This window comes from Frigoribacterium sp. CFBP 13707 (genome assembly GCF_014842245.1).
GTDB lineage: Bacteria > Actinomycetota > Actinomycetes > Actinomycetales > Microbacteriaceae > Frigoribacterium > Frigoribacterium endophyticum.
On record NZ_JACYVL010000001.1, the window covers coordinates 81,038 to 98,083 of the forward strand.

Here is a 17,046-nt window from a genome sequence, read left to right on the forward strand (position 1 = left end):
GCCGACCCGCGATCGACCAGGGGGCGCCGTCCCCCGATCGCTCGGGCCCCCGGGCGGGGCCCGGCCCTAGGGTGAGGTCATGAGATCTCCCTTCACCCCCTACGTCGCCGACGACGAGCGGTACTCGAAGCTGGACTACGTCCGCACCGGTCGCAGCGGGCTCAAACTGCCCCGCATCTCGCTCGGGCTCTGGAACAACTTCGGCACCGACCGTGCCCTCGAGACGCAGCGCGACATCGTCCTCCGCGCGTTCGACCGCGGCGTCACCCACTTCGACCTGGCCAACAACTACGGCCCGCCCTACGGCTCGGCCGAGGAGCAGTTCGGCCGCATCGTGGCCGCGAACCTGGTGCCCTACCGCGACGAGCTCGTCGTCTCGTCGAAGGCGGGCTACGACATGCGCCCCGGCCCCTACGGCGACGGCGGATCGCGCAAGTACCTGCTGAACTCGCTCGAGGCCAGCCTGGAGCGCACGGGCCTCGACTACGTCGACGTCTTCTACTCGCACCGCCCCGACCCCGAGACGCCGATCGAGGAGACGATGGGGGCCCTCGCGACCGCCGTGCACCAGGGCAAGGCGCTCTACGCCGGCATCTCGAACTACGGCCCGGAGCAGACGCAGGCGGCGATCGACGCCCTCGCCGACGAGGGCGTGCCCCTGCTGATCCACCAGCCGCGCTACAACATGTTCGACCGGAAGCCCGAGCAGGGCCTCTTCGAGACGCTGCTCGACAACGGCGTGGGCTCGATCGTGTTCTCGCCGCTCGCCGGCGGCCTGCTCACCAACCGGTACCTCTCGGGCAAGGCGCCGGCCGGGTCGCGGGCGGCCGAGGGCCGCTGGTTCACGGAGGACGCCCTGAGCGAGACCTACCTCGAGCGCGTGCGTGGCCTGAACGACATCGCGGAGGCGCGGGGCCAGTCGCTCGCCCAGCTCGCGCTGACGTGGGTGCTCCGTCAGCCCGCCGTCACGAGCGCCCTGATCGGTGCGTCGTCGGTCGCCCAGCTCGACGACAGCCTCGACGCCCTGAACGGAGCCGAGCTGACCGACGACGAGGTCGCGGCCATCGAGCCGTTCGCCGTCGACGGGACGGGTCGCTGACGGAGCGGACACGGGCCTGACGGGCTCGGCGTCGGAAGAGGGGCGGGCCCGGTCGGGTCCGCCCCTCCTGCCGTCCCCGGCGCCGTCGTCGGGCTCCCGTCCCGGGTCGAGGCGATGTCGGTGGCAGCTCGTAGCGTCAGCCGTGTTCTCGACAGCATCGGCCGGATGACCTCAGGAGCACCTCATGACCAGCACCTCCGCGACCACCCTCCTCACGCCCCCGGCGACGCGTCCGGCGACGCAGCACCTCCCGCTCGCCGAGACCCGCGGGGGCCTGCGCCTCGTCCAGGTGCGCGACGACCTCTCCCGCGTCACGACGGCCTCGGGCGAGGTGCTCGGCTACGTCGAGAGGCACGACGACCCGCAGGGCGACCGGTGGCGGGCGAAGAGGTTCCTGGCCCGTCAGCGGCGCTTCGTCGAGATCGGCGACTTCTGGAGCCGCAGCGACGCGACCGACTGCTTCCGGTTCGCCTGAGCCGCGGCTCGCCCGCGACCGGGCCCCGGCAACCTTCGACCTCGGCTGTAGAGTTCGCGCATGCAGTGGTGGAACAGTCTCGTCCGGTGGGTCCAGAGCGATGACGGGTGGCGCGTCGTCTCCGAGGCGGTGGTGCCGTTCGTGGCGATCCTCGTCGCCGGCGTCGTCGCCGCCCTGATCGGGAGGGCCGCCCTGAAGCGCGTCGTCCGCCTGCACGACGACGAGGCGAAGGCCTCCGCGATCGCGGGCATCGTCGCGGCGTCGCGCAAGGCGGCGACGTGGAGCTCGCTCGGGGCGGAGGAGCGCACCTTCACGGACCACCTCGCCCAGGAGGCGGAGGTCCGTCTGCGCCTCCTGCCCGTGACCGGCTCGGGCCTCGCCGCCTCGTGGGCCGAGCACCAGCTCGGCGAGATCAAGCGTGACTCCGCCAGCTACGGCCACCAGCCCGAGCAGTCGCTGGCGGAGTTCCGCGACCGCCTGCTCGACTGGCAGAGCCGCCCGTCGCGGGCCAAGAAGCTCTTCCGGGCGGACCTGGAGCGGTGGCGCTACGAGGACGCCGAGCAGGCGACCGAGGCCGCACAGCGTCAGCGCGACTGGAAGGCCGAGCGCGACGGGCAGAGAGCGGCACCGGCCTCCGGCTCAGGCCCCGCCGCCGTCGCCCGTCGGGCAGACGAGCCCGTCGAGGTCACGCCGTTCGTGCCGGAGCGACGGACGCCGACGGCGCCCACGCCGCTGACCGACGAGCACGCCGCCTTCCGCCCGACGTCGCCGGCCCGTCACGAGCCCGTGCGGCCCCGCGAGCAGGCGCCCACGGAGGCGATGCCCGCCCAGCGGGACTCGTCCGACGACGGGGACGACGACACCGACCGCTACGGCGACCCGGTCAGCGCGACGCAGGTCCGCGACCGGACGACGCCCGACGCGTAGCGGGTGCCCTCGGCAGGGCCGTTGTTCACGGTGCCCTCGGCAGGGATCGAACCTGCGACCAAGAGATGAGAAGCACCACGAAGAACCTGTCACGGTGCCCTCGGCAGGGATCGAACCTGCGACCAAGAGATTAGAAGGCTCCTGCTCTATCCGCTGAGCTACGAGGGCGTGGGCCCCACGATACCGTGCCCGCTCAGACGGCCAGGGCGAGCGCGCCGAGCAGCTGGTCGAGCCGCGGCACCCCGGCGGCGCGGAACACCTCGCTGCCGGCCCGGTCGAGCACCACGATCGTCGGCGTGCTGCGGACGTCGCGGGCCTCCGCCTCGTCGGGCCGGGCGACGACGTCGGCCTCGTCCACCTCGAGCAGCGGCACCAGGGCCGAGGCCTCGGCCACGACGGCGCGGGCCGCGTGGCAGGGGCCGCAGAACGCGGACGTGTACAGCTCGACCTTCATGCCCCCGTACAACGAGGAGGCGCGGGGAGATGTTCCCCGCGCCTCCTCGTCCACCTGCCGTGGCGTCAGAACGTGCCGAACTCGTCGGTGCGGTCGCCGCGGTTCTCGAGGGCGTCGACCGGGTCGCTGTCGGCCTCGTCGAGCTTGTAGTGCACCTGCAGCTGCTCGCCGTTCATCTTCGCCTCGCGCACCTTGTACACGAAGCCGGTCTCGATGCCCTCGACGAGCACGTAGTCGACGATCTCGTCCTCGTAGGAGCCGTCGAAGCTGGTGCGGGTGTCGGTGCTGCCGTCGCTCGGGCCGCCCTCGAAGAAGACGACGTACTCGGATCCCTCGGCCACGGTGGGCTTGCTGTCTGTCATGCCACCCTTCTACCAGGAGGCGCGGACCGAGCGCCCAGGTAGGTCGCGCCTCCGGGGCGGCGCCCGAGCCCGAGCGTGTCGGCCCCCGACGCTAGAGTGGCGGCATGGCTTCCACGAACGACCGGCTGGTCTGGATCGACTGCGAGATGACCGGGCTCGACATCGCGGTCGACGAGCTGGTCGAGGTGGCCGTCGTCGTCACCGACTTCGACCTCACGCCCGTGCACCCCGGCTTCACGATCGTGATCAAGCCCGACCAGTCGGCGCTCGACAACATGAACGAGTTCGTCACCGACATGCACACCTCCTCCGGCCTGCTGGAGGAGATCCCCGGCGGCGTCAGCCTCGCCGAGGCCGAGTACGAGGTGCTCGAGTACATCCTCAAGTACGTCCCCACCGAGCAGCACGCCCCCCTGGCCGGCAACACGATCGGCACCGACCGCGCCTTCCTCGCGAAGTACATGCCGCGGGTCGACGGTCACCTGCACTACCGCAGCGTCGACGTCTCCTCCATCAAGGAGCTCGCCCGCCGCTGGTTCCCTCGCGTCTACTTCAACGCCCCGCAGAAGCACGGCGGCCACCGGGCCCTCGCCGACATCCTCGAGTCCATCCGCGAGCTCGAGTACTACCGCCGTGCCGGTTTCGTCGCCGACCCCGGGCCCACCACCGACGACGTCCAGGCGATCTCGAAGGCCGTCGTGGACGAATGGGCCTCCCGGCTGTAGTAGAGTCTTCTCGTTGCGATCGCTCCGGCGGCCGCACATGGTGGGTATAGCTCAGCTGGTAGAGCGCCTGGTTGTGGTCTAGGAGGCCGCGGGTTCAAGCCCCGTTACTCACCCAAATAGAAAGGCCCTGCCCTACGAGGCAGGGCCTTTTTTGGGTTCCGTGCTTGTTTGGTCTCAGATGCGCGAGCGCATCTGAGACGCCAAATGGGAAGGCCCTGCCCTACGAGGCAGGGCCTTTTTTGGGTTCCGTGCTTTTTGGTCTCAGATGCGCGAGCGCATCTGAGACGCCAAATGGAAAGGCCCTGCCCTACGAGGCAGGGCCTTCTTTGGGTTCCGTGCTTGTTCGGTCTCAGATGCGCGAGCGCATCTGAGACGTCGTCGATGGTTGCGAGGAGCGAGAGCGTGGCGGGAGGACCGCCTGCTCGGTGGGCGCGGCGGGGGCGGGGGCGGTAGAACTACGGGGTGAAGGACGCACGGGGGGCGGGGCGCGAGGCGCCGGCGTCGTGGTGGGGGCTCGTCGTCGCGGGGGTGGCGTTCATCGCGCTCGGGGTCGGGGCGTTCTTGACGTACAGCTACTGGGGGTGGGACGGGCGCATCTCTGGCCTGATCTTCATCGGCCCGGTCCTGGGCGTCTGGTTCATCGTGTGGGGCGTGGGCAAGGGGGCCCGGGAGGCGGCGCACCGGATGCGCGTGGCGCGTGCGGCCGATCATCCGCCCGACCCGATGGGGGTCGACTGAGGGCTCAGGCGGGGTGTGGGAGCCTGAACGGGTGAGCGACGACCGAGCAGCCGGCATCGACCCGTCCGAGGTGAGCGCCGAGCAGTTCGACGACATGGTCGTCGCCGAGCTCGATCTCCTGCCCGACGACATGGTCGACGGCCTCGACAACGTCGTCTTCGTCACCGAGGACCGCCCGGAGGACGGCACGCTCGACCTGCTCGGCCTCTACGACGGCGTCGCCCTCACCGAACGCGGCAGCTACGGCTTCGGCGAGCTGCCCGACCGCATCGTCCTCTACCGCGAGCCCCACCTCGCCACCGTCGACCACGTCGACGAGCTGCGCGACGAGATCCACGTCACGCTCGTGCACGAGATCGCCCACTTCTACGGCATCGACGACGACCAGCTGCACCAGCTCGGCTGGGCCTAGCTGCGCCTCCCCGTGCCCCGATCTGGGCCCTGACGCGCTGCGAGGGCCCCGGACGGGTCACCTCGACGGAGACGGCGACGACGACGGCACCGTCGGCGGCGCCGGCACCGGCGTCACGGGCACCCGGACGACCACGTCGGCGAGCGCGCGCGGCCGCTCGGCCGCGAGGTGCGCCTCCTCCTGCCCGGCCCAGACCTCCCACCACGGCTCGTAGGCCGCGCCGTCGCGGGCCAGCGCCCGTCGTCGCCGCTCCCCCGCGTCGAGCTCCAGCCACACCGACAGGGTCGCCAGCCCCGAGGAGGCGCGGGTCAGCGACCCGGCGCCCTCCACCACCACCGAGACGGCCGGGTCGAGCGTCCGCCGCTCCCCCGGCACGTCGGCGTCCCAGTCCCACGTGGTCCAGCCCGGCTCGCGCCCGACGAGCAGCGACTCCTCGACGACCCGGGAGGCCGCCGCGAGGCCGTGCCAGCCGGGGTAGACGTCGTCGAGGTGCACCAGCTGGACCGGCCCGGCACCGGGCCACGCCGCGACCAGGCGACGCGCGAGCGTCGTCTTGCCCGAGCCGGAGCGGCCGTCGACGAGCAGCACCACGCGGTCGGCGCCGACCCGCGACTCCTCGGCTCGCCGCAGCAGGGCGCCCACGAGGGCGTCGTCGACGACCGCCGACCACTCCTCAGGCAAGGACGAACTCCCAGGTGCCGGCCACGACGGCCGCGGCGACCGCCGCCGCCGCGATGAGCACCCCGATCGCGACGAGCACGAGGTCGCGGCCCGCGACGCGCGACGGCCGGGCCCAGGTGCGCTCGGCGTCGGAGCCGAAGCCCTTCGCCTCCATCGCCGTCGCCAGCTTGCTGCCGCGGCGCACCGACAGCACCAGCAGCGAGAACGCCTGCCCGCCGAAGCGGCGCGCCGCCGCGACGGGGCCCCGGCCGTCCGCGACGCCGCGCGCCCGCCGGGCGAGGGCCAGCTGCCGCCAGTCGTCGGCGAACAGCCCGGCGAGCCGGAGGCCGGCGAGGCCGCCGAGCACGAACCGCGCGGGCAGGTGCAGCACCTGCGCCAAGCCGTCGGCCAGGTCGGTGGGGTCGGTGGTCGCGAGCAGGACGATGCCCGGCACCCCCACCGCGAGGATGCGGAGGCCGATGGCGAGGGCCAGTGAGAGCGACCCGTCGGTCACGCTGATCCACCAGACCTGCAGCAGCACGGCCCCCTCGTCGCGGCCGTAGAGGGCCGTGACGAGCACCGACGTCGGTGCGGCGATCCACAGCGGGGCGGTGCGACGCAGCAGCTGCCGCGCCGAGAGCCCCGCCCACGGCAGCAGCAGCAGCTCGAGCACGAGGGCGACCCCGGCCGAGACGGCGTCGATCGAGAGCAGCAGCACGAGCGACACGACCAGCGCCGCGAGCAGCTTCGCCACCGGGTTCAGGCGGCCGACGAGCCGGTCGGTCTCGACGGCCGCGAGCAGGCTCACGCGACGGCCTCGCGCCCGACGGGCCGCTCGAGGGCGACGACGTCGTCGGCGAGGGCGGCGACGAACTCGGCGTCGTGCGTCACGGCCACCACCGAGCGCCCCTCGTCGACGAGCTCGGCGAGCAGCGCGACGAGCTCACGCCAGGTGCGGGCGTCCTGCCCGAAGGTCGGCTCGTCGAGCACGAGGAGGCGCGGCCGCGACGCGAGGACGGTCGCGACGCTGAGCCGCCGCTTCTCGCCGCCCGAGAGCGTGAACGGGTTGGCGCCGGCGAGGTGGTCGAGGCGCAGGCGGGCCAGGAGCTCGTCGACCCGGGAGGCGACCTCCGCGGGCGACTCGCCCAGCGCCTCCGGCCCCACCGCCAGCTCACGGCGGACGGTCGCGGTGAGGAACTGGTGCTCAGGGTCCTGGAAGACCGTGCCGACCCGCGACAGCAGCTGCCGCGAGCGCCACCGGGCAGGCGACGGCCCGGCGCCGGCGGCGAGCAGCTCGGTCGCCCGGAGCGCACCGCCCGCCGGAGACAGCAGCCCGGCGAGGGTCAGGGCGAGGGTCGACTTGCCCGCGCCGTTCGGCCCGGTCAGCACGAGGGCGCGCGCGTCGTCGACGACGAGGTCGACGCCGGTCGCCACGGCGGGCCCGCGGGCCCCCCGGCGCCCCACGGCGAGGCCCGAGGCCTCGAGCAGGGGCCCGGACGAGGAGGCGCGGTGCCGGTGGGGCAGGGCCGGCGCGGCCCCCGGCACCCACACCCCCGCCTCCGTCAGCCGGACGCGCTCGTGCCCGAGCACGTCGTCGGGCCGGCCGTCGGCGAGCACGCCGCCCCCCGCGGCGAGCACGACGACCCGGTCGACGACGGGCAGCCAGACCGAGACGCGGTGCTCGACGACGACGAGGGTCGCGCCCGTGGCCTCGACGACGCGGGCCACGGCGTCGCGCACCTCGACGACCCCCTCCGGGTCGAGGTTCGCCGTCGGCTCGTCGAGCAGCACGAGGCCGGGCCTCATCGCGAGGGCCCCGGCGAGCGCGAGGCGCTGCTTCTGCCCGCCGCTGAGCTGGGCGGTCGGCCACGAGCGCGGCAGGTCGAGCCCGACCGCGTCGAGGGCCTCGTCGACCCGACGCCAGGTCTCGTCACGGGGCACGCCGACGTTCTCGCAGCCGAAGGCGACGTCGTCGCCGACGCGGGCGAGCACGACCTGCGAGTCAGGGTCCTGCAGCACGAGGCCCACCCGCCCGCGCTGCTCGGCCGGCGGGCGGCCGTCGACCAGCAGCTCACCGGTCGCGTCCCCCTCCTCGTCGCCGCCCAGCACGCCGGCGAGGCCCGCGAGCAGCGTCGACTTGCCGGCGCCGGAGGCCCCGAGCAGCAGCACGCGCTCCCCGGGCTCGACGACGAGGTCGAGCCCGGAGACGGCCGGTCGCAGCCGGCCGGCGTGGCGCCACCCCCAGCCGCGGGCGTCGACCCGGGCCCCGGAGGCGGTCGTCACGTCGTCGGCAGCGGTCGGCTCAGACGCGGGCCTCGGCCGAGCGGCCCGAGGCGAAGCGGCTGAGGGCGCCGGTGCGGGCGAGGCCCCGCGCCGCGAGCCACGAGAGCAGGCCGGCGAGCAGCACGCCCGAGACGACGGCGCTGACGCCGTAGACGACCTTGTACTCGATCGCGGTGGCGGCGATCGACGAGAACGAGGTGTCGAGCAGCGCGACGACGACGCCCGCGCCGGCGCCGGCGAGCAGGGCCACGTGGAGGCGCCAGGTCGTGTACAGGAACGCCGCGAGCACCAGCTCGGCCCCGAGGCCCTGCAGCACGCCCCAGATCAGCGTCGAGAAGCCCCACTGCGTGCCGATCAGCATCGAGACGACGGCGGCCATGACCTCGGTGTAGATCGCGGCGCCGGGCTTGCGGATGACGAGCCCGCCGAGCACGCCGGCGAAGAGCCAGCCGCCGGCGAGGAGGCCCGAGAGCCCCGGCAGGAACGACAGGGCGCTGTCGAGCGGGGTCCAGGCGAGGCCCCAGGCCCAGAAGACGACGCCGCAGGCGACGCCGATGACGCTCGCGACGACGATGTCGACGACGCGCCAGCGGCGCGACGGCTTCCTCGGCGAGGTGGCGGCCGGACGTTCGTCGCGGCTCGAGGACGACTCGTTCGCGGACACGGAAACAGACATGTTCTCTCCTCCCTGCGCTGGCATGATCCAGATCAGGTTCGACGGTCGAAGCGTGGATCGCTTCCTCTCAGCCCGGATCACCGGACTCCCGTGTGTGTGCCGCCGAGCATAGCCCAGTCGAGAGGGTCTGCTCGTTGCCATCTGGTATCACAGCAGATACCGTCGACTGCATGCCCATGACCCTCCGACTCGACGACCACGAGGCCGACGCGCTCCGCCGCCGCGCGGCGCTGGAGTCCCGGTCCATGCAGGACGTCGCACGCCAGGCCGTGAGGGAGTACGTCGACTCCCACAGCCGGGCCGACCTCCTGGACGACGTCCTCGACGACGAGCTCCCTCACTACGCCGAGGCTCTCCGCCGACTCGGCGAGTGATCCACCTCACCTACGGCGAGCTGCTGCACGTCGCACGGCGCGCTGTCGCTCCCGACGTCGTCGTGCGCGACGCCGGCCTGCTCGAGTCGGCCCTCGCGAGGCCGCGGGCCTCCGTGCTCGGCGCGGACGCCTACCCGACCCTGGAGGAGAAGGCCGCGGCCCTCGTGCACTCGCTCGTCGACAACCACGGGTTGGTGGACGGGAACAAGAGGTTGGGGCTCGCAGGCCTGATCGCCTTCCTCGGCCTCAACGGTCGTCGGCTGACGATGACCGAGGACGGCGCCTACGACTTCATCGTCCAGATCGCCGAGGGCGTGCTCGACGACGTCGAGGCGATCGCTGAGTGCCTCGTCCAGCACACCGAGCCCCGCCGGGTCAGGCGAGGGTGAGCTGCCCGTCGGCCCGCAGCCACTCGAGCCCCTCGAGCACCGCCTCGACGGTCGTCCAGCGCGGCGCGTAGCCGAGCAGGCGACGGGCCTTGTCGATGCTCATCGAGTGGCTGCGCGAGAGGTGCTCCCACGAGGCGTCGGCCGAGGCGGGGTCGCGCTGTGCGCGGAACTCGTCGAACGTCGCGAACTCGAGCCGCGCCTCCTGCCCGAAGGCCCTCGCGACCTGCTGGGCGAGGCCGCGCAGCGTGACCGCCCGCTCGCTGACGACGTGGAACGACTCGCCGACTGCCTGGGCCGGCCGCTCGACGGCGCGCTGGAACGCCTGGGCCACGTCGTCGGCGTGCACGTGGTGGACGGTCTCGAGGCCGAGGCCGGGCATGACGACCTCGCGGCCCGTCGCGAGCGCCTCCCAGACGTCGAGGTCGAGGTTGCCGACCGGGTTGATCATCGGCCAGCCCGGCCCGGTGATGTGGCCGGGGTGCAGCACCGTGCTGGGCACCCCGCCGGGGCGACGCGACTCGGCGAGCAGCAGGCGCTCGATCTCGGCCTTCTGCGTGCCATACTCGCCGAACGGCGTGCGCCGCGCCTCCTCGGTGACGGGCACCTCCTCCGACGGGCCGTGCACCCAGATGGTGCCGCAGTGCACGAGCACGGTGCCCGTGCCGCGCAGGGCCTCGACGAGGGAGAGCGCCGAGGCGGGGGTGAAGCAGATCATGTCGACGACGACGTCGGCCCCGAGCTCGGCGACGCGTCGGCCGAACGAGCCGTCGGCGTCGCCCGCCTCGCGGTCGAGCTGCACGCGCTCGACCTGCTGCCAGGCCGGGTGCTCGCGGTAGGGGGCGGATGCGCCGCGGCTCACGGCGACGACGTCGTGGCCGGCGAGCACGAGCCGCGGGACGAGGAACCCGCCGACGTGGCCGGTCGCCCCGATCACCACGACCCTCACGAGCGAGCCGCCCCGGAGGCGGCACCGAGGAGGCGCGGTGCGGGCGAGCAGGAGGCGGTGGCTGCCGACGTCGGCAGCGGTGCGGGCGTCATGCCCTGACGCTACCCGTCGGTCGGCGCCGCCGGGCCTGGCCCCCGACCGGGGGTCAGCGACGGTCCCCCCAAGTGCCCACTATCCGGTCACCCGCCGTTCTCCCTATGTTCAGCCTGAGCCGTCAGCGACGCCCGTCGTCCGCACCGACGTCGCCCGGCCCCACCCGACGAGGAGAACGATGTCCTTCAGCCCGATCACCGCCCGCACGCGCCGCCGCGTGCTCTCCACCTGTCTGGCCGTCTCGCTGGCGACGGGCCTCGGCCTCGCCGGCGCCGGCGTCGCGGTCGCCGCGCCCGGCGACGGCTCGGTCGTCGCCGCCCAGCCGGCCCCGGCCCTGCCCGTCGTCACCGGCCAGGTCATGAACTACGCCGTCAACGTCACGAAGGCCAACAACGGCCAGACCCGGAAGGCCGAGCGGGCCGTCACCGCCGCCGCCGGCACCGTCGTCGCGTCGTGGCCCGAGATCGGCGTCGTCATCGCCCAGTCCGACAACGTGAACTTCGCGGCCTCCGTCCGTGCCGACAAGTCGGTCGCCTCGGTCGGGGCGACCCGCACGGCGCCCGTCGCCGCCTCCGACCCGACGTGGAAGGGCGCGCCCGACACAGCCGCGCTGCAGCGCACCGGCGGCTCGGCCTCGCAGCAGTCCGTCGCCGAGCAGGAGGGCCTGGAGGCGGCCACCGCCGTCACGGCCGACCCGCTCGAGGCCCGCCAGTGGGACATGACCGCCATCAAGGCGGACCAGGCCCACCAGGTCACCGACGGCTCGAAGAAGGTGCTCGTCGCCGTGCTCGACTCGGGCATCCAGGGCGACCACCCCGACCTCGCCGCGAACATCGACCAGGGCCGCTCGGCCGGCTGCCTCAGCGGCACGCCCGACACCTCGTACGCCGCCTGGCAGCCCACGACGAGCGACCACGGCACCCACGTCGCGGGCACCATCGCGGCCGGCCGCAACGGCGTCGGCATCGTCGGGGTCGCCCCCGCGTCGAAGCTGAGCTCCGTCAAGGTCGTCAACGACGACGGGTTCATCTACGCCGAGGCCGCGATCTGCGGCTTCATGTACGCCGAGGCCACCGGCGCCGACGTCACGAACAACAGCTACTTCATCGACCCGTGGGAGTTCTGGTGCGGCTCCGACGTCGACCAGGCCGCCGTCAAGACGGCCGTCGACCGCGCCGTCCAGTTCACGCAGCGCAAGGGCGTCGTCAACGTGGCGGCCGCCGGCAACAGCGCCGTCGACCTCGCGAACAAGACCGTCGACACCGGCAGCCCCAACGACACCGTGCCGGTGACCCGCCAGCTCGACGAGACCTGCACCGACATCCCCGCCGAGCTCGACGGCGTCGTGACGGTCTCCTCCACCACCTCGACCGGCACCAAGTCGTCGTTCTCGAACTACGGCGACGGCGTCAGCGACGTCGCGGCCCCCGGCTCGAGCATCCTGTCGACCGTGACCGGCGGCGGCTACGGCACCAAGTCGGGCACCTCGATGGCCAGCCCGCACGTGGCCGGCGTGCTCGCGCTGCTCAAGGCGACGCACCCCCGCGCCGAGGGCACGCAGCTCACCGACCTGCTGTACGCCCAGGCCGACGACGTCGCCTGCCCCGCCACCGCGGCGACCTGCGTCGGCACCCCGGCCGACAACGGCTGGTTCGGCGAGGGCCTCGTCGACGCGCTCGACGCCGTGACGGCGCCGTGACCCGTCGCTGAGCCGACACCCGCACCGCCGGAGGGCGCCCCGTCGACGACGGGGCGCCCTCTGCCGTCCGAGGGCCGCCCCCGGCGGCCCTCGGGCGGCCGCGGCCCCTAGGCTGAGCCGAGTTCTAGACGGAGGATCGATTGCACACCTGGCCAGGCAACCCCTACCCGCTCGGCGCCACCTACGACGGCGGCGGCACGAACTTCGCGATCTTCAGCGAGGCGGCCACGAAGGTCGAGCTGTGCCTCTTCGACGCCCAGGGCGTCGAGACCCGCGTGCCCCTCACCGAGGTCGACGCCTACGTCTGGCACGCCTACCTGCCGACGGTGCAGCCCGGCCAGAAGTACGGCTACCGCGTGCACGGCGAGTACGACCCGGCCGCGGGCTGCCGCGCGAACCCCGCCAAGCTGCTGCTCGACCCGTACGCGAAGGCCACGAGCGGCGACATCGACTGGGACGAGGCGCTCTTCGCCTACGACTTCGGCGACCCCGACTCGCGCAACGACCGCGACAGCGCGCCGCACATGATGCTCGGCGTCGTGATCAACCCGTTCTTCGACTGGCAGGGCGACCGCCCGCCGAAGTACAGCTACGACGAGACCGTCGTCTACGAGGCCCACGTGAAGGGCCTGACGCAGACGCACCCCGAGATCCCCGACGAGCAGCGCGGCACCTACGCCGGCGTCGCCCACCCGGCGATCATCGAGCACCTGCAGAAGCTCGGCGTCACGACGCTCGAGCTGATGCCCGTGCACCAGTTCGTGCAGGACAACACCCTCCTCGAGAAGGGCCTCAGCAACTACTGGGGCTACAACACCATCGGCTTCTTCGCGCCCCACGCCGCCTACTCGGCGACCGGCGACACCGGCCAGCAGGTGCAGGAGTTCAAGACGATGGTGCGGGTGCTGCACGAGGCCGGCATCGAGGTCATCATCGACGTCGTCTACAACCACACGGCCGAGGGCAACCACCTCGGGCCGACCCTGTCGTTCAAGGGCATCGACAACGCGGCCTACTACCGCCTGATGGACGACGACGCGACGTACTACATGGACTACACGGGCACCGGCAACAGCCTGAACGTCCGTCACCCGCACTCGCTGCAGCTGATCATGGACAGCCTGCGGTACTGGGTGACCGAGATGCACGTCGACGGGTTCCGCTTCGACCTCGCCGCCTCCCTCGCCCGCGAGTTCTACGAGGTCGACCGCCTGTCGACCTTCTTCGAGCTCGTGCAGCAGGACCCGATCGTGTCGCAGGTGAAGCTCATCGCCGAGCCCTGGGACGTCGGGCCCGGCGGGTACCAGGTCGGCAACTTCCCGCCCCAGTGGACGGAGTGGAACGGCAAGTACCGCGACACCGTCCGCGACTTCTGGCGGGGCGAGCCCTCCACCCTGGGCGAGTTCGCCAGCCGCATCACCGGCTCGGCCGACCTCTACGAGCGCGACGGTCGCCGCCCGGTCGCGAGCATCAACTTCGTCACCGCGCACGACGGCTTCACCATGCGCGACCTCGTCAGCTACGACGAGAAGCACAACGACGCGAACGGCGAGGGAGGCGCGGACGGCGAGAGCCACAACCGCTCCTGGAACTCCGGCGTCGAGGGCGAGACCGACGACCAGGCCGTGCTGGCCCTCCGCGAGCAGCGCCAGCGGAGCTTCCTGGCGACGCTGCTGCTCAGCCAGGGCGTGCCCATGCTGCTGCACGGCGACGAGCTCGGCCGCACCCAGCGCGGCAACAACAACACCTACGCCCAGGACAGCGAGATCAGCTGGATCGACTGGGCGAGCGCCGACCGCGAGCTGATCGAGTTCGTCGCCGAGGTCATCAAGCTCCGGCACGACCACCCCACGTTCCGTCGACAGCGGTACTTCAACGGCCGCCCGGTCACCCGCGGCGAGGGCGAGCCCCTGCCCGACATCGTCTGGCTGACGCCCGAGGGCGACGCGATGCAGGAGGGCGAGTGGAACGAGTCGTACGCGAAGTCGGTCGGCATGTTCCTCAACGGCGACGGCATCCGAGGCCGTGACCACCGCGGCGGCCGCATCACCGACGTCAACTTCGTCCTGTACTTCAACGCCAGCGAGGAGACCGTCACGTTCGTGCTGCCTCCCGACGAGTACGCCGAGGGCTGGGAGGTCGTGGTCGACAGCACCGTCGCGCCTCCGGTCGCCCCCGCCACCGCGCCTCCCCGGTCGCTGCAGGCAGTCCGTGCCGCGACCACCCCCCAGCCCCCCTCCTCCCCTCAGGTCGTCCCGGCCCTGAGGGCCGGCGACCAGCTGCCCGTGGCCAGCCGGTCCCTGGTCGTCCTGCGCGCCACGGCTGAGGACCCTTCGTGACCCGACGCGACCACCCCCGCTCCACCTACCGCCTGCAGATCCGCGAGGCCTTCGACCTCGACGCCGCCGCCGCGGTCGTGCCCTACCTGCGCGACCTCGGGGCCGACTGGGTCTACCTGTCGCCCGTGCTCGAGGCCGAGCCCGGCAGCGACCACGGCTACGACGTCGTCGACCATAGCCGGGTCGACCCGGCCCGGGGCGGCGCGGCCGGGCTCGACGCTCTGTCGACCGCCGCGCACGACGCCGACCTCGGCGTGCTCGTCGACATCGTGCCGAACCACGTGGGCGTCGCGACGCCGAAGGCCAGCGTCTGGTGGTGGGACGTCCTGACCCACGGCCGCGAGAGCCGCTGGGCCGAGGCGTTCGACGTCGACTGGGCGGCCGGCGGCGGGAAGCTGCTGCTGCCCGTGCTCGGCGAGCCGGCCGCGGCCGACGGGACGATCGAGGGCCTCGAGGTCGTCGGCGACGAGCTGCACTACTACGACAACGTGTACCCGATCGCTCCCGGCACGGCCGCCGAGGGCGACGACGCGGCCGCCGTCCACGCCCGCCAGTCGTACGAGCTGGTGCACTGGAAGCGCGCCGACACCGACCTGAACTACCGCCGCTTCTTCGCGGTGAACACCCTCGCGGGCATCCGCGTCGAGATCCCCCGCGTCTTCGACGAGTCGCACGCCGAGATCGGCCGCTGGTTCCGCGAGGGGCTCGTCGACGGCCTCCGCGTCGACCACCCCGACGGCCTCGCCGACCCGGGCGGGTACCTCGACCGCCTCGCCGAGCTGACCGGCGGCGCGCACGTGCTCGTCGAGAAGATCCTCGAGGGCGACGAGCGCCTCGCCGAGGACTGGGCCACCGACGGCACCACCGGCTACGACGCCCTCGCCGACCTCGACCGGGTCTTCGTCGACCCCTCGGGCGCCGAGGCCCTCGGCGCGCTGGACTCCCGCCTCCGCGACGGTGACGGCCCCGACGACTGGCACGAGATGATCCTCGGCACCAAGCGGGGCATCGCCGACGGGATCCTCGGCAGCGAGATCCGGCGCCTCGCCCGGCTGCTGTCGGACGACGGCCGCGCTGACGACCGCGTCGTCGACGCCCTCGCCGAGCTCGCCGCGGCCTTCCCCGTCTACCGCAGCTACCTGCCGCAGGGCGCGGAGCACCTCGACGAGGCCGCCGAGGTCGCCACCGCGCACCGCCCCGACCTCGCGGCCACGATCGCCGAGGTCGTCGCCGTGCTGCACGACGCCGAGCACCCGGCCGCCGTGCGGTTCCAGCAGACGAGCGGCATGGTCATGGCCAAGGGCGTCGAGGACACCGCGTTCTACCGCTACAGCCGCCTCGCGACGCTGACCGAGGTCGGGGCCGACCCCGCCGAGTTCTCGCTCACGCCCGCGGAGTTCCACGACCGCCAGCAGCTGCGCCTCGCCGAGCGCCCGTTCGGCATGACGACCCTCTCGACCCACGACACCAAGCGCAGCGCCGACGTGCGCGCCCGCGTCTCGGTGCTCGCCGAGGTCGCCGAGGAGTGGGCCGCCACGCTCGAGCGGCTGCGGAGCCTCGCACCGGTCGGCGACGGCCCGTTCGAGAACATCCTCTGGCAGACGGTCGTCGGCGCCTGGCCGGCGTCGCGCGAGCGCCTGCACGACTACGCCGAGAAGGCCTCCCGCGAGGCCAGCAGCTCCACCACGTGGACCGACCGCACCCCCGAGGCCGAGGCCTTCGAGGAGCGCATGCACGCGGCGGTCGACGCTGCGTTCGACGACGACCAGGTGCGCCACGAGGTCGAGCGCATCGTCGACGTGCTGCGCCCCGCGGGCTGGAGCAACTCGCTCGGCGTCGCGCTGCTGCAGCTCACCGGGCCGGGGAGCCCCGACGTCTACCAGGGCGGCGAGCTGTGGGACTTCTCGCTCGTCGACCCCGACAACCGACGTGAGGTGGACTTCGAGGCGCGCCGCCGCCTCCTCGCCGACGTCGTCGCGGGCACCGTGCCGCCCGTCGACGAGACGGGGGCGGCCAAGCTGCTCGTCACGCACCGCGCGCTGACGCTGCGCCGCGACCGGCCCGAGCTGTTCACCCGGTACGCCCCGCTGCCCGTGCTCGGCGAGCGCCGCGACCACGTCGTCGCCGCCGACCGTGGCGGCGCTCTCGTCGTCGCCACGCGCCTCCCGGTGTCGCTCGAGCAGGCCGGCGGCTGGGACGACACCGTCGTGCTCACCCGCGGCGGCGCCTGGGTCGACGTGCTGACGGGCCGTCGCCACGAGGGCGGCCACGTCCGCGTCGCCGAGCTGCTCGAGACGTACCCCGTCGCGCTGCTCGTCCCGGCGGACAGCCAGGTCTAGCCGGGCGCCGCACGACTACCGTCGACCCCTGCGGGTCGGCGGTCGTCGTCGTGCCC

Annotated in this window: 18 protein-coding genes, 2 tRNA genes and 1 riboswitch; of the genes, 12 read left to right on the plus strand and 8 right to left on the minus strand. The window is 73.1% G+C overall.

The annotated features are described in order from the left end of the window. Positions 1 to 79 precede the first annotated feature (79 nt). The 3 genes from IFT45_RS00370 (at position 80) to IFT45_RS00380 (ending at position 2,501) form a co-directional block, all read left to right on the plus strand. A complete protein-coding gene (locus IFT45_RS00370; RefSeq protein ID WP_192046053.1) occupies positions 80 to 1,099 on the plus strand; it encodes an aldo/keto reductase in 1,020 nt (339 codons plus the stop codon). Between the two features lie 184 nt (positions 1,100 to 1,283). Next, on the plus strand, positions 1,284 to 1,574 hold the full coding sequence (locus IFT45_RS00375; RefSeq protein WP_082514516.1) for a hypothetical protein: 291 nt from the start codon (positions 1,284 to 1,286) through the stop codon (positions 1,572 to 1,574). Positions 1,575 to 1,634: 60 nt separating this feature from the next. Then, positions 1,635 to 2,501, plus strand: coding sequence for a hypothetical protein (locus tag IFT45_RS00380; RefSeq protein WP_192046054.1), 867 nt, complete (start codon positions 1,635 to 1,637; stop codon positions 2,499 to 2,501). 95 nt (positions 2,502 to 2,596) lie between these two features. On the opposite strand, the gene IFT45_RS00385 is transcribed toward IFT45_RS00380, so the two are convergent. From IFT45_RS00385 to IFT45_RS00395, 3 genes are all read right to left on the minus strand, one after another. Beyond that, a tRNA-Arg gene (locus IFT45_RS00385) sits at positions 2,597 to 2,669 on the minus strand. Positions 2,670 to 2,694: 25 nt separating this feature from the next. Continuing rightward, a complete protein-coding gene (locus IFT45_RS00390; protein WP_056056477.1) occupies positions 2,695 to 2,955 on the minus strand; it encodes a thioredoxin family protein in 261 nt (86 codons plus the stop codon). Between the two features lie 65 nt (positions 2,956 to 3,020). Beyond that, complete coding sequence (locus IFT45_RS00395; RefSeq protein WP_192046055.1) at positions 3,021 to 3,317, minus strand: oligoribonuclease; 297 nt, start codon at positions 3,315 to 3,317, stop codon at positions 3,021 to 3,023. Positions 3,318 to 3,421: 104 nt separating this feature from the next. Here IFT45_RS00395 and orn point away from each other — a divergent pair, with 104 nt between their 5' ends. From orn to IFT45_RS00415, 4 genes are all read left to right on the plus strand, one after another. Then, on the plus strand, positions 3,422 to 4,042 hold the full coding sequence (orn, locus tag IFT45_RS00400) for an oligoribonuclease (protein WP_056056479.1): 621 nt from the start codon (positions 3,422 to 3,424) through the stop codon (positions 4,040 to 4,042). Between the two features lie 40 nt (positions 4,043 to 4,082). Further along, positions 4,083 to 4,155, plus strand: a tRNA-His gene (locus IFT45_RS00405). A gap of 349 nt (positions 4,156 to 4,504) precedes the next feature. Next, on the plus strand, positions 4,505 to 4,780 hold the full coding sequence (locus IFT45_RS00410) for a hypothetical protein (protein WP_192126139.1): 276 nt from the start codon (positions 4,505 to 4,507) through the stop codon (positions 4,778 to 4,780). 94 nt (positions 4,781 to 4,874) lie between these two features. Further along, complete coding sequence (locus tag IFT45_RS00415; RefSeq protein WP_192046344.1) at positions 4,875 to 5,192, plus strand: metallopeptidase family protein; 318 nt, start codon at positions 4,875 to 4,877, stop codon at positions 5,190 to 5,192. A gap of 57 nt (positions 5,193 to 5,249) precedes the next feature. On the opposite strand, the gene IFT45_RS00420 is transcribed toward IFT45_RS00415, so the two are convergent. From IFT45_RS00420 to IFT45_RS00435, 4 genes are all read right to left on the minus strand, one after another. Continuing rightward, a complete protein-coding gene (locus IFT45_RS00420; RefSeq protein ID WP_244637579.1) occupies positions 5,250 to 5,873 on the minus strand; it encodes a hypothetical protein in 624 nt (207 codons plus the stop codon). Beyond that, positions 5,866 to 6,660: an energy-coupling factor transporter transmembrane protein EcfT gene (locus IFT45_RS00425; RefSeq protein WP_185233186.1), complete on the minus strand. Its 795-nt coding sequence runs from the start codon at positions 6,658 to 6,660 to the stop codon at positions 5,866 to 5,868. The genes IFT45_RS00420 and IFT45_RS00425 overlap by 8 nt, the downstream gene beginning before the upstream one ends. Continuing rightward, positions 6,657 to 8,135: an ATP-binding cassette domain-containing protein gene (locus IFT45_RS00430; RefSeq protein ID WP_192126143.1), complete on the minus strand. Its 1,479-nt coding sequence runs from the start codon at positions 8,133 to 8,135 to the stop codon at positions 6,657 to 6,659. The genes IFT45_RS00425 and IFT45_RS00430 overlap by 4 nt, the downstream gene beginning before the upstream one ends. A 19-nt stretch (positions 8,136 to 8,154) precedes the next feature. After that, positions 8,155 to 8,811, minus strand: coding sequence for an ECF transporter S component (locus tag IFT45_RS00435; RefSeq protein ID WP_056056482.1), 657 nt, complete (start codon positions 8,809 to 8,811; stop codon positions 8,155 to 8,157). Continuing rightward, positions 8,803 to 8,913: riboswitch (TPP riboswitch) on the minus strand. (Overlaps the previous gene by 9 nt.) A gap of 68 nt (positions 8,914 to 8,981) precedes the next feature. Between IFT45_RS00435 and IFT45_RS00440 the strand changes: the two genes are divergently transcribed. Both IFT45_RS00440 and IFT45_RS00445 read left to right on the plus strand, forming a co-directional pair. After that, positions 8,982 to 9,185: a ribbon-helix-helix protein, CopG family gene (locus IFT45_RS00440; RefSeq protein ID WP_192126145.1), complete on the plus strand. Its 204-nt coding sequence runs from the start codon at positions 8,982 to 8,984 to the stop codon at positions 9,183 to 9,185. Beyond that, positions 9,182 to 9,574, plus strand: a complete 393-nt coding sequence (locus tag IFT45_RS00445) for a type II toxin-antitoxin system death-on-curing family toxin (RefSeq protein WP_192126147.1) — start codon at positions 9,182 to 9,184, stop codon at positions 9,572 to 9,574. Before IFT45_RS00440 ends, IFT45_RS00445 begins: the two co-directional genes overlap by 4 nt. Here the strand turns inward: IFT45_RS00445 and IFT45_RS00450 are convergent. After that, on the minus strand, positions 9,561 to 10,520 hold the full coding sequence (locus IFT45_RS00450) for an NAD-dependent epimerase/dehydratase family protein (protein ID WP_192126149.1): 960 nt from the start codon (positions 10,518 to 10,520) through the stop codon (positions 9,561 to 9,563). The two genes, IFT45_RS00445 and IFT45_RS00450, sit on opposite strands and share 14 nt — an antisense overlap. A gap of 271 nt (positions 10,521 to 10,791) precedes the next feature. Here IFT45_RS00450 and IFT45_RS00455 point away from each other — a divergent pair, with 271 nt between their 5' ends. The 3 genes from IFT45_RS00455 (at position 10,792) to treY (ending at position 16,990) form a co-directional block, all read left to right on the plus strand. After that, on the plus strand, positions 10,792 to 12,312 hold the full coding sequence (locus tag IFT45_RS00455) for a S8 family serine peptidase (RefSeq protein ID WP_192126151.1): 1,521 nt from the start codon (positions 10,792 to 10,794) through the stop codon (positions 12,310 to 12,312). Between the two features lie 140 nt (positions 12,313 to 12,452). Further along, positions 12,453 to 14,651, plus strand: coding sequence for a glycogen debranching protein GlgX (gene glgX, locus IFT45_RS00460; RefSeq protein WP_082514519.1), 2,199 nt, complete (start codon positions 12,453 to 12,455; stop codon positions 14,649 to 14,651). Then, entirely contained in the window at positions 14,648 to 16,990 is a 2,343-nt protein-coding gene (gene treY, locus IFT45_RS00465; protein WP_192126153.1) for a malto-oligosyltrehalose synthase, read from the plus strand. Before glgX ends, treY begins: the two co-directional genes overlap by 4 nt. Positions 16,991 to 17,046 lie beyond the last annotated feature (56 nt).

What these genes read in the sequence shown, in the direction of transcription:
- IFT45_RS00370 (WP_192046053.1), top strand. Translation starts at nt 80, where the DNA reads ATGAGATCTCCCTTCACCCCCTACGTCGCCGACGACGAGCGGTACTCG.
- IFT45_RS00375 (WP_082514516.1), top strand. Translation starts at nt 1,284, where the DNA reads ATGACCAGCACCTCCGCGACCACCCTCCTCACGCCCCCGGCGACGCGT.
- IFT45_RS00380 (WP_192046054.1), top strand. Translation starts at nt 1,635, where the DNA reads ATGCAGTGGTGGAACAGTCTCGTCCGGTGGGTCCAGAGCGATGACGGG.
- IFT45_RS00390 (WP_056056477.1), bottom strand. Translation starts at nt 2,955, where the DNA reads ATGAAGGTCGAGCTGTACACGTCCGCGTTCTGCGGCCCCTGCCACGCG.
- IFT45_RS00395 (WP_192046055.1), bottom strand. Translation starts at nt 3,317, where the DNA reads ATGACAGACAGCAAGCCCACCGTGGCCGAGGGATCCGAGTACGTCGTC.
- orn (WP_056056479.1), top strand. Translation starts at nt 3,422, where the DNA reads ATGGCTTCCACGAACGACCGGCTGGTCTGGATCGACTGCGAGATGACC.
- IFT45_RS00415 (WP_192046344.1), top strand. Translation starts at nt 4,875, where the DNA reads ATGGTCGTCGCCGAGCTCGATCTCCTGCCCGACGACATGGTCGACGGC.
- IFT45_RS00435 (WP_056056482.1), bottom strand. Translation starts at nt 8,811, where the DNA reads ATGTCTGTTTCCGTGTCCGCGAACGAGTCGTCCTCGAGCCGCGACGAA.
- IFT45_RS00440 (WP_192126145.1), top strand. Translation starts at nt 8,982, where the DNA reads ATGCCCATGACCCTCCGACTCGACGACCACGAGGCCGACGCGCTCCGC.
- IFT45_RS00455 (WP_192126151.1), top strand. Translation starts at nt 10,792, where the DNA reads ATGTCCTTCAGCCCGATCACCGCCCGCACGCGCCGCCGCGTGCTCTCC.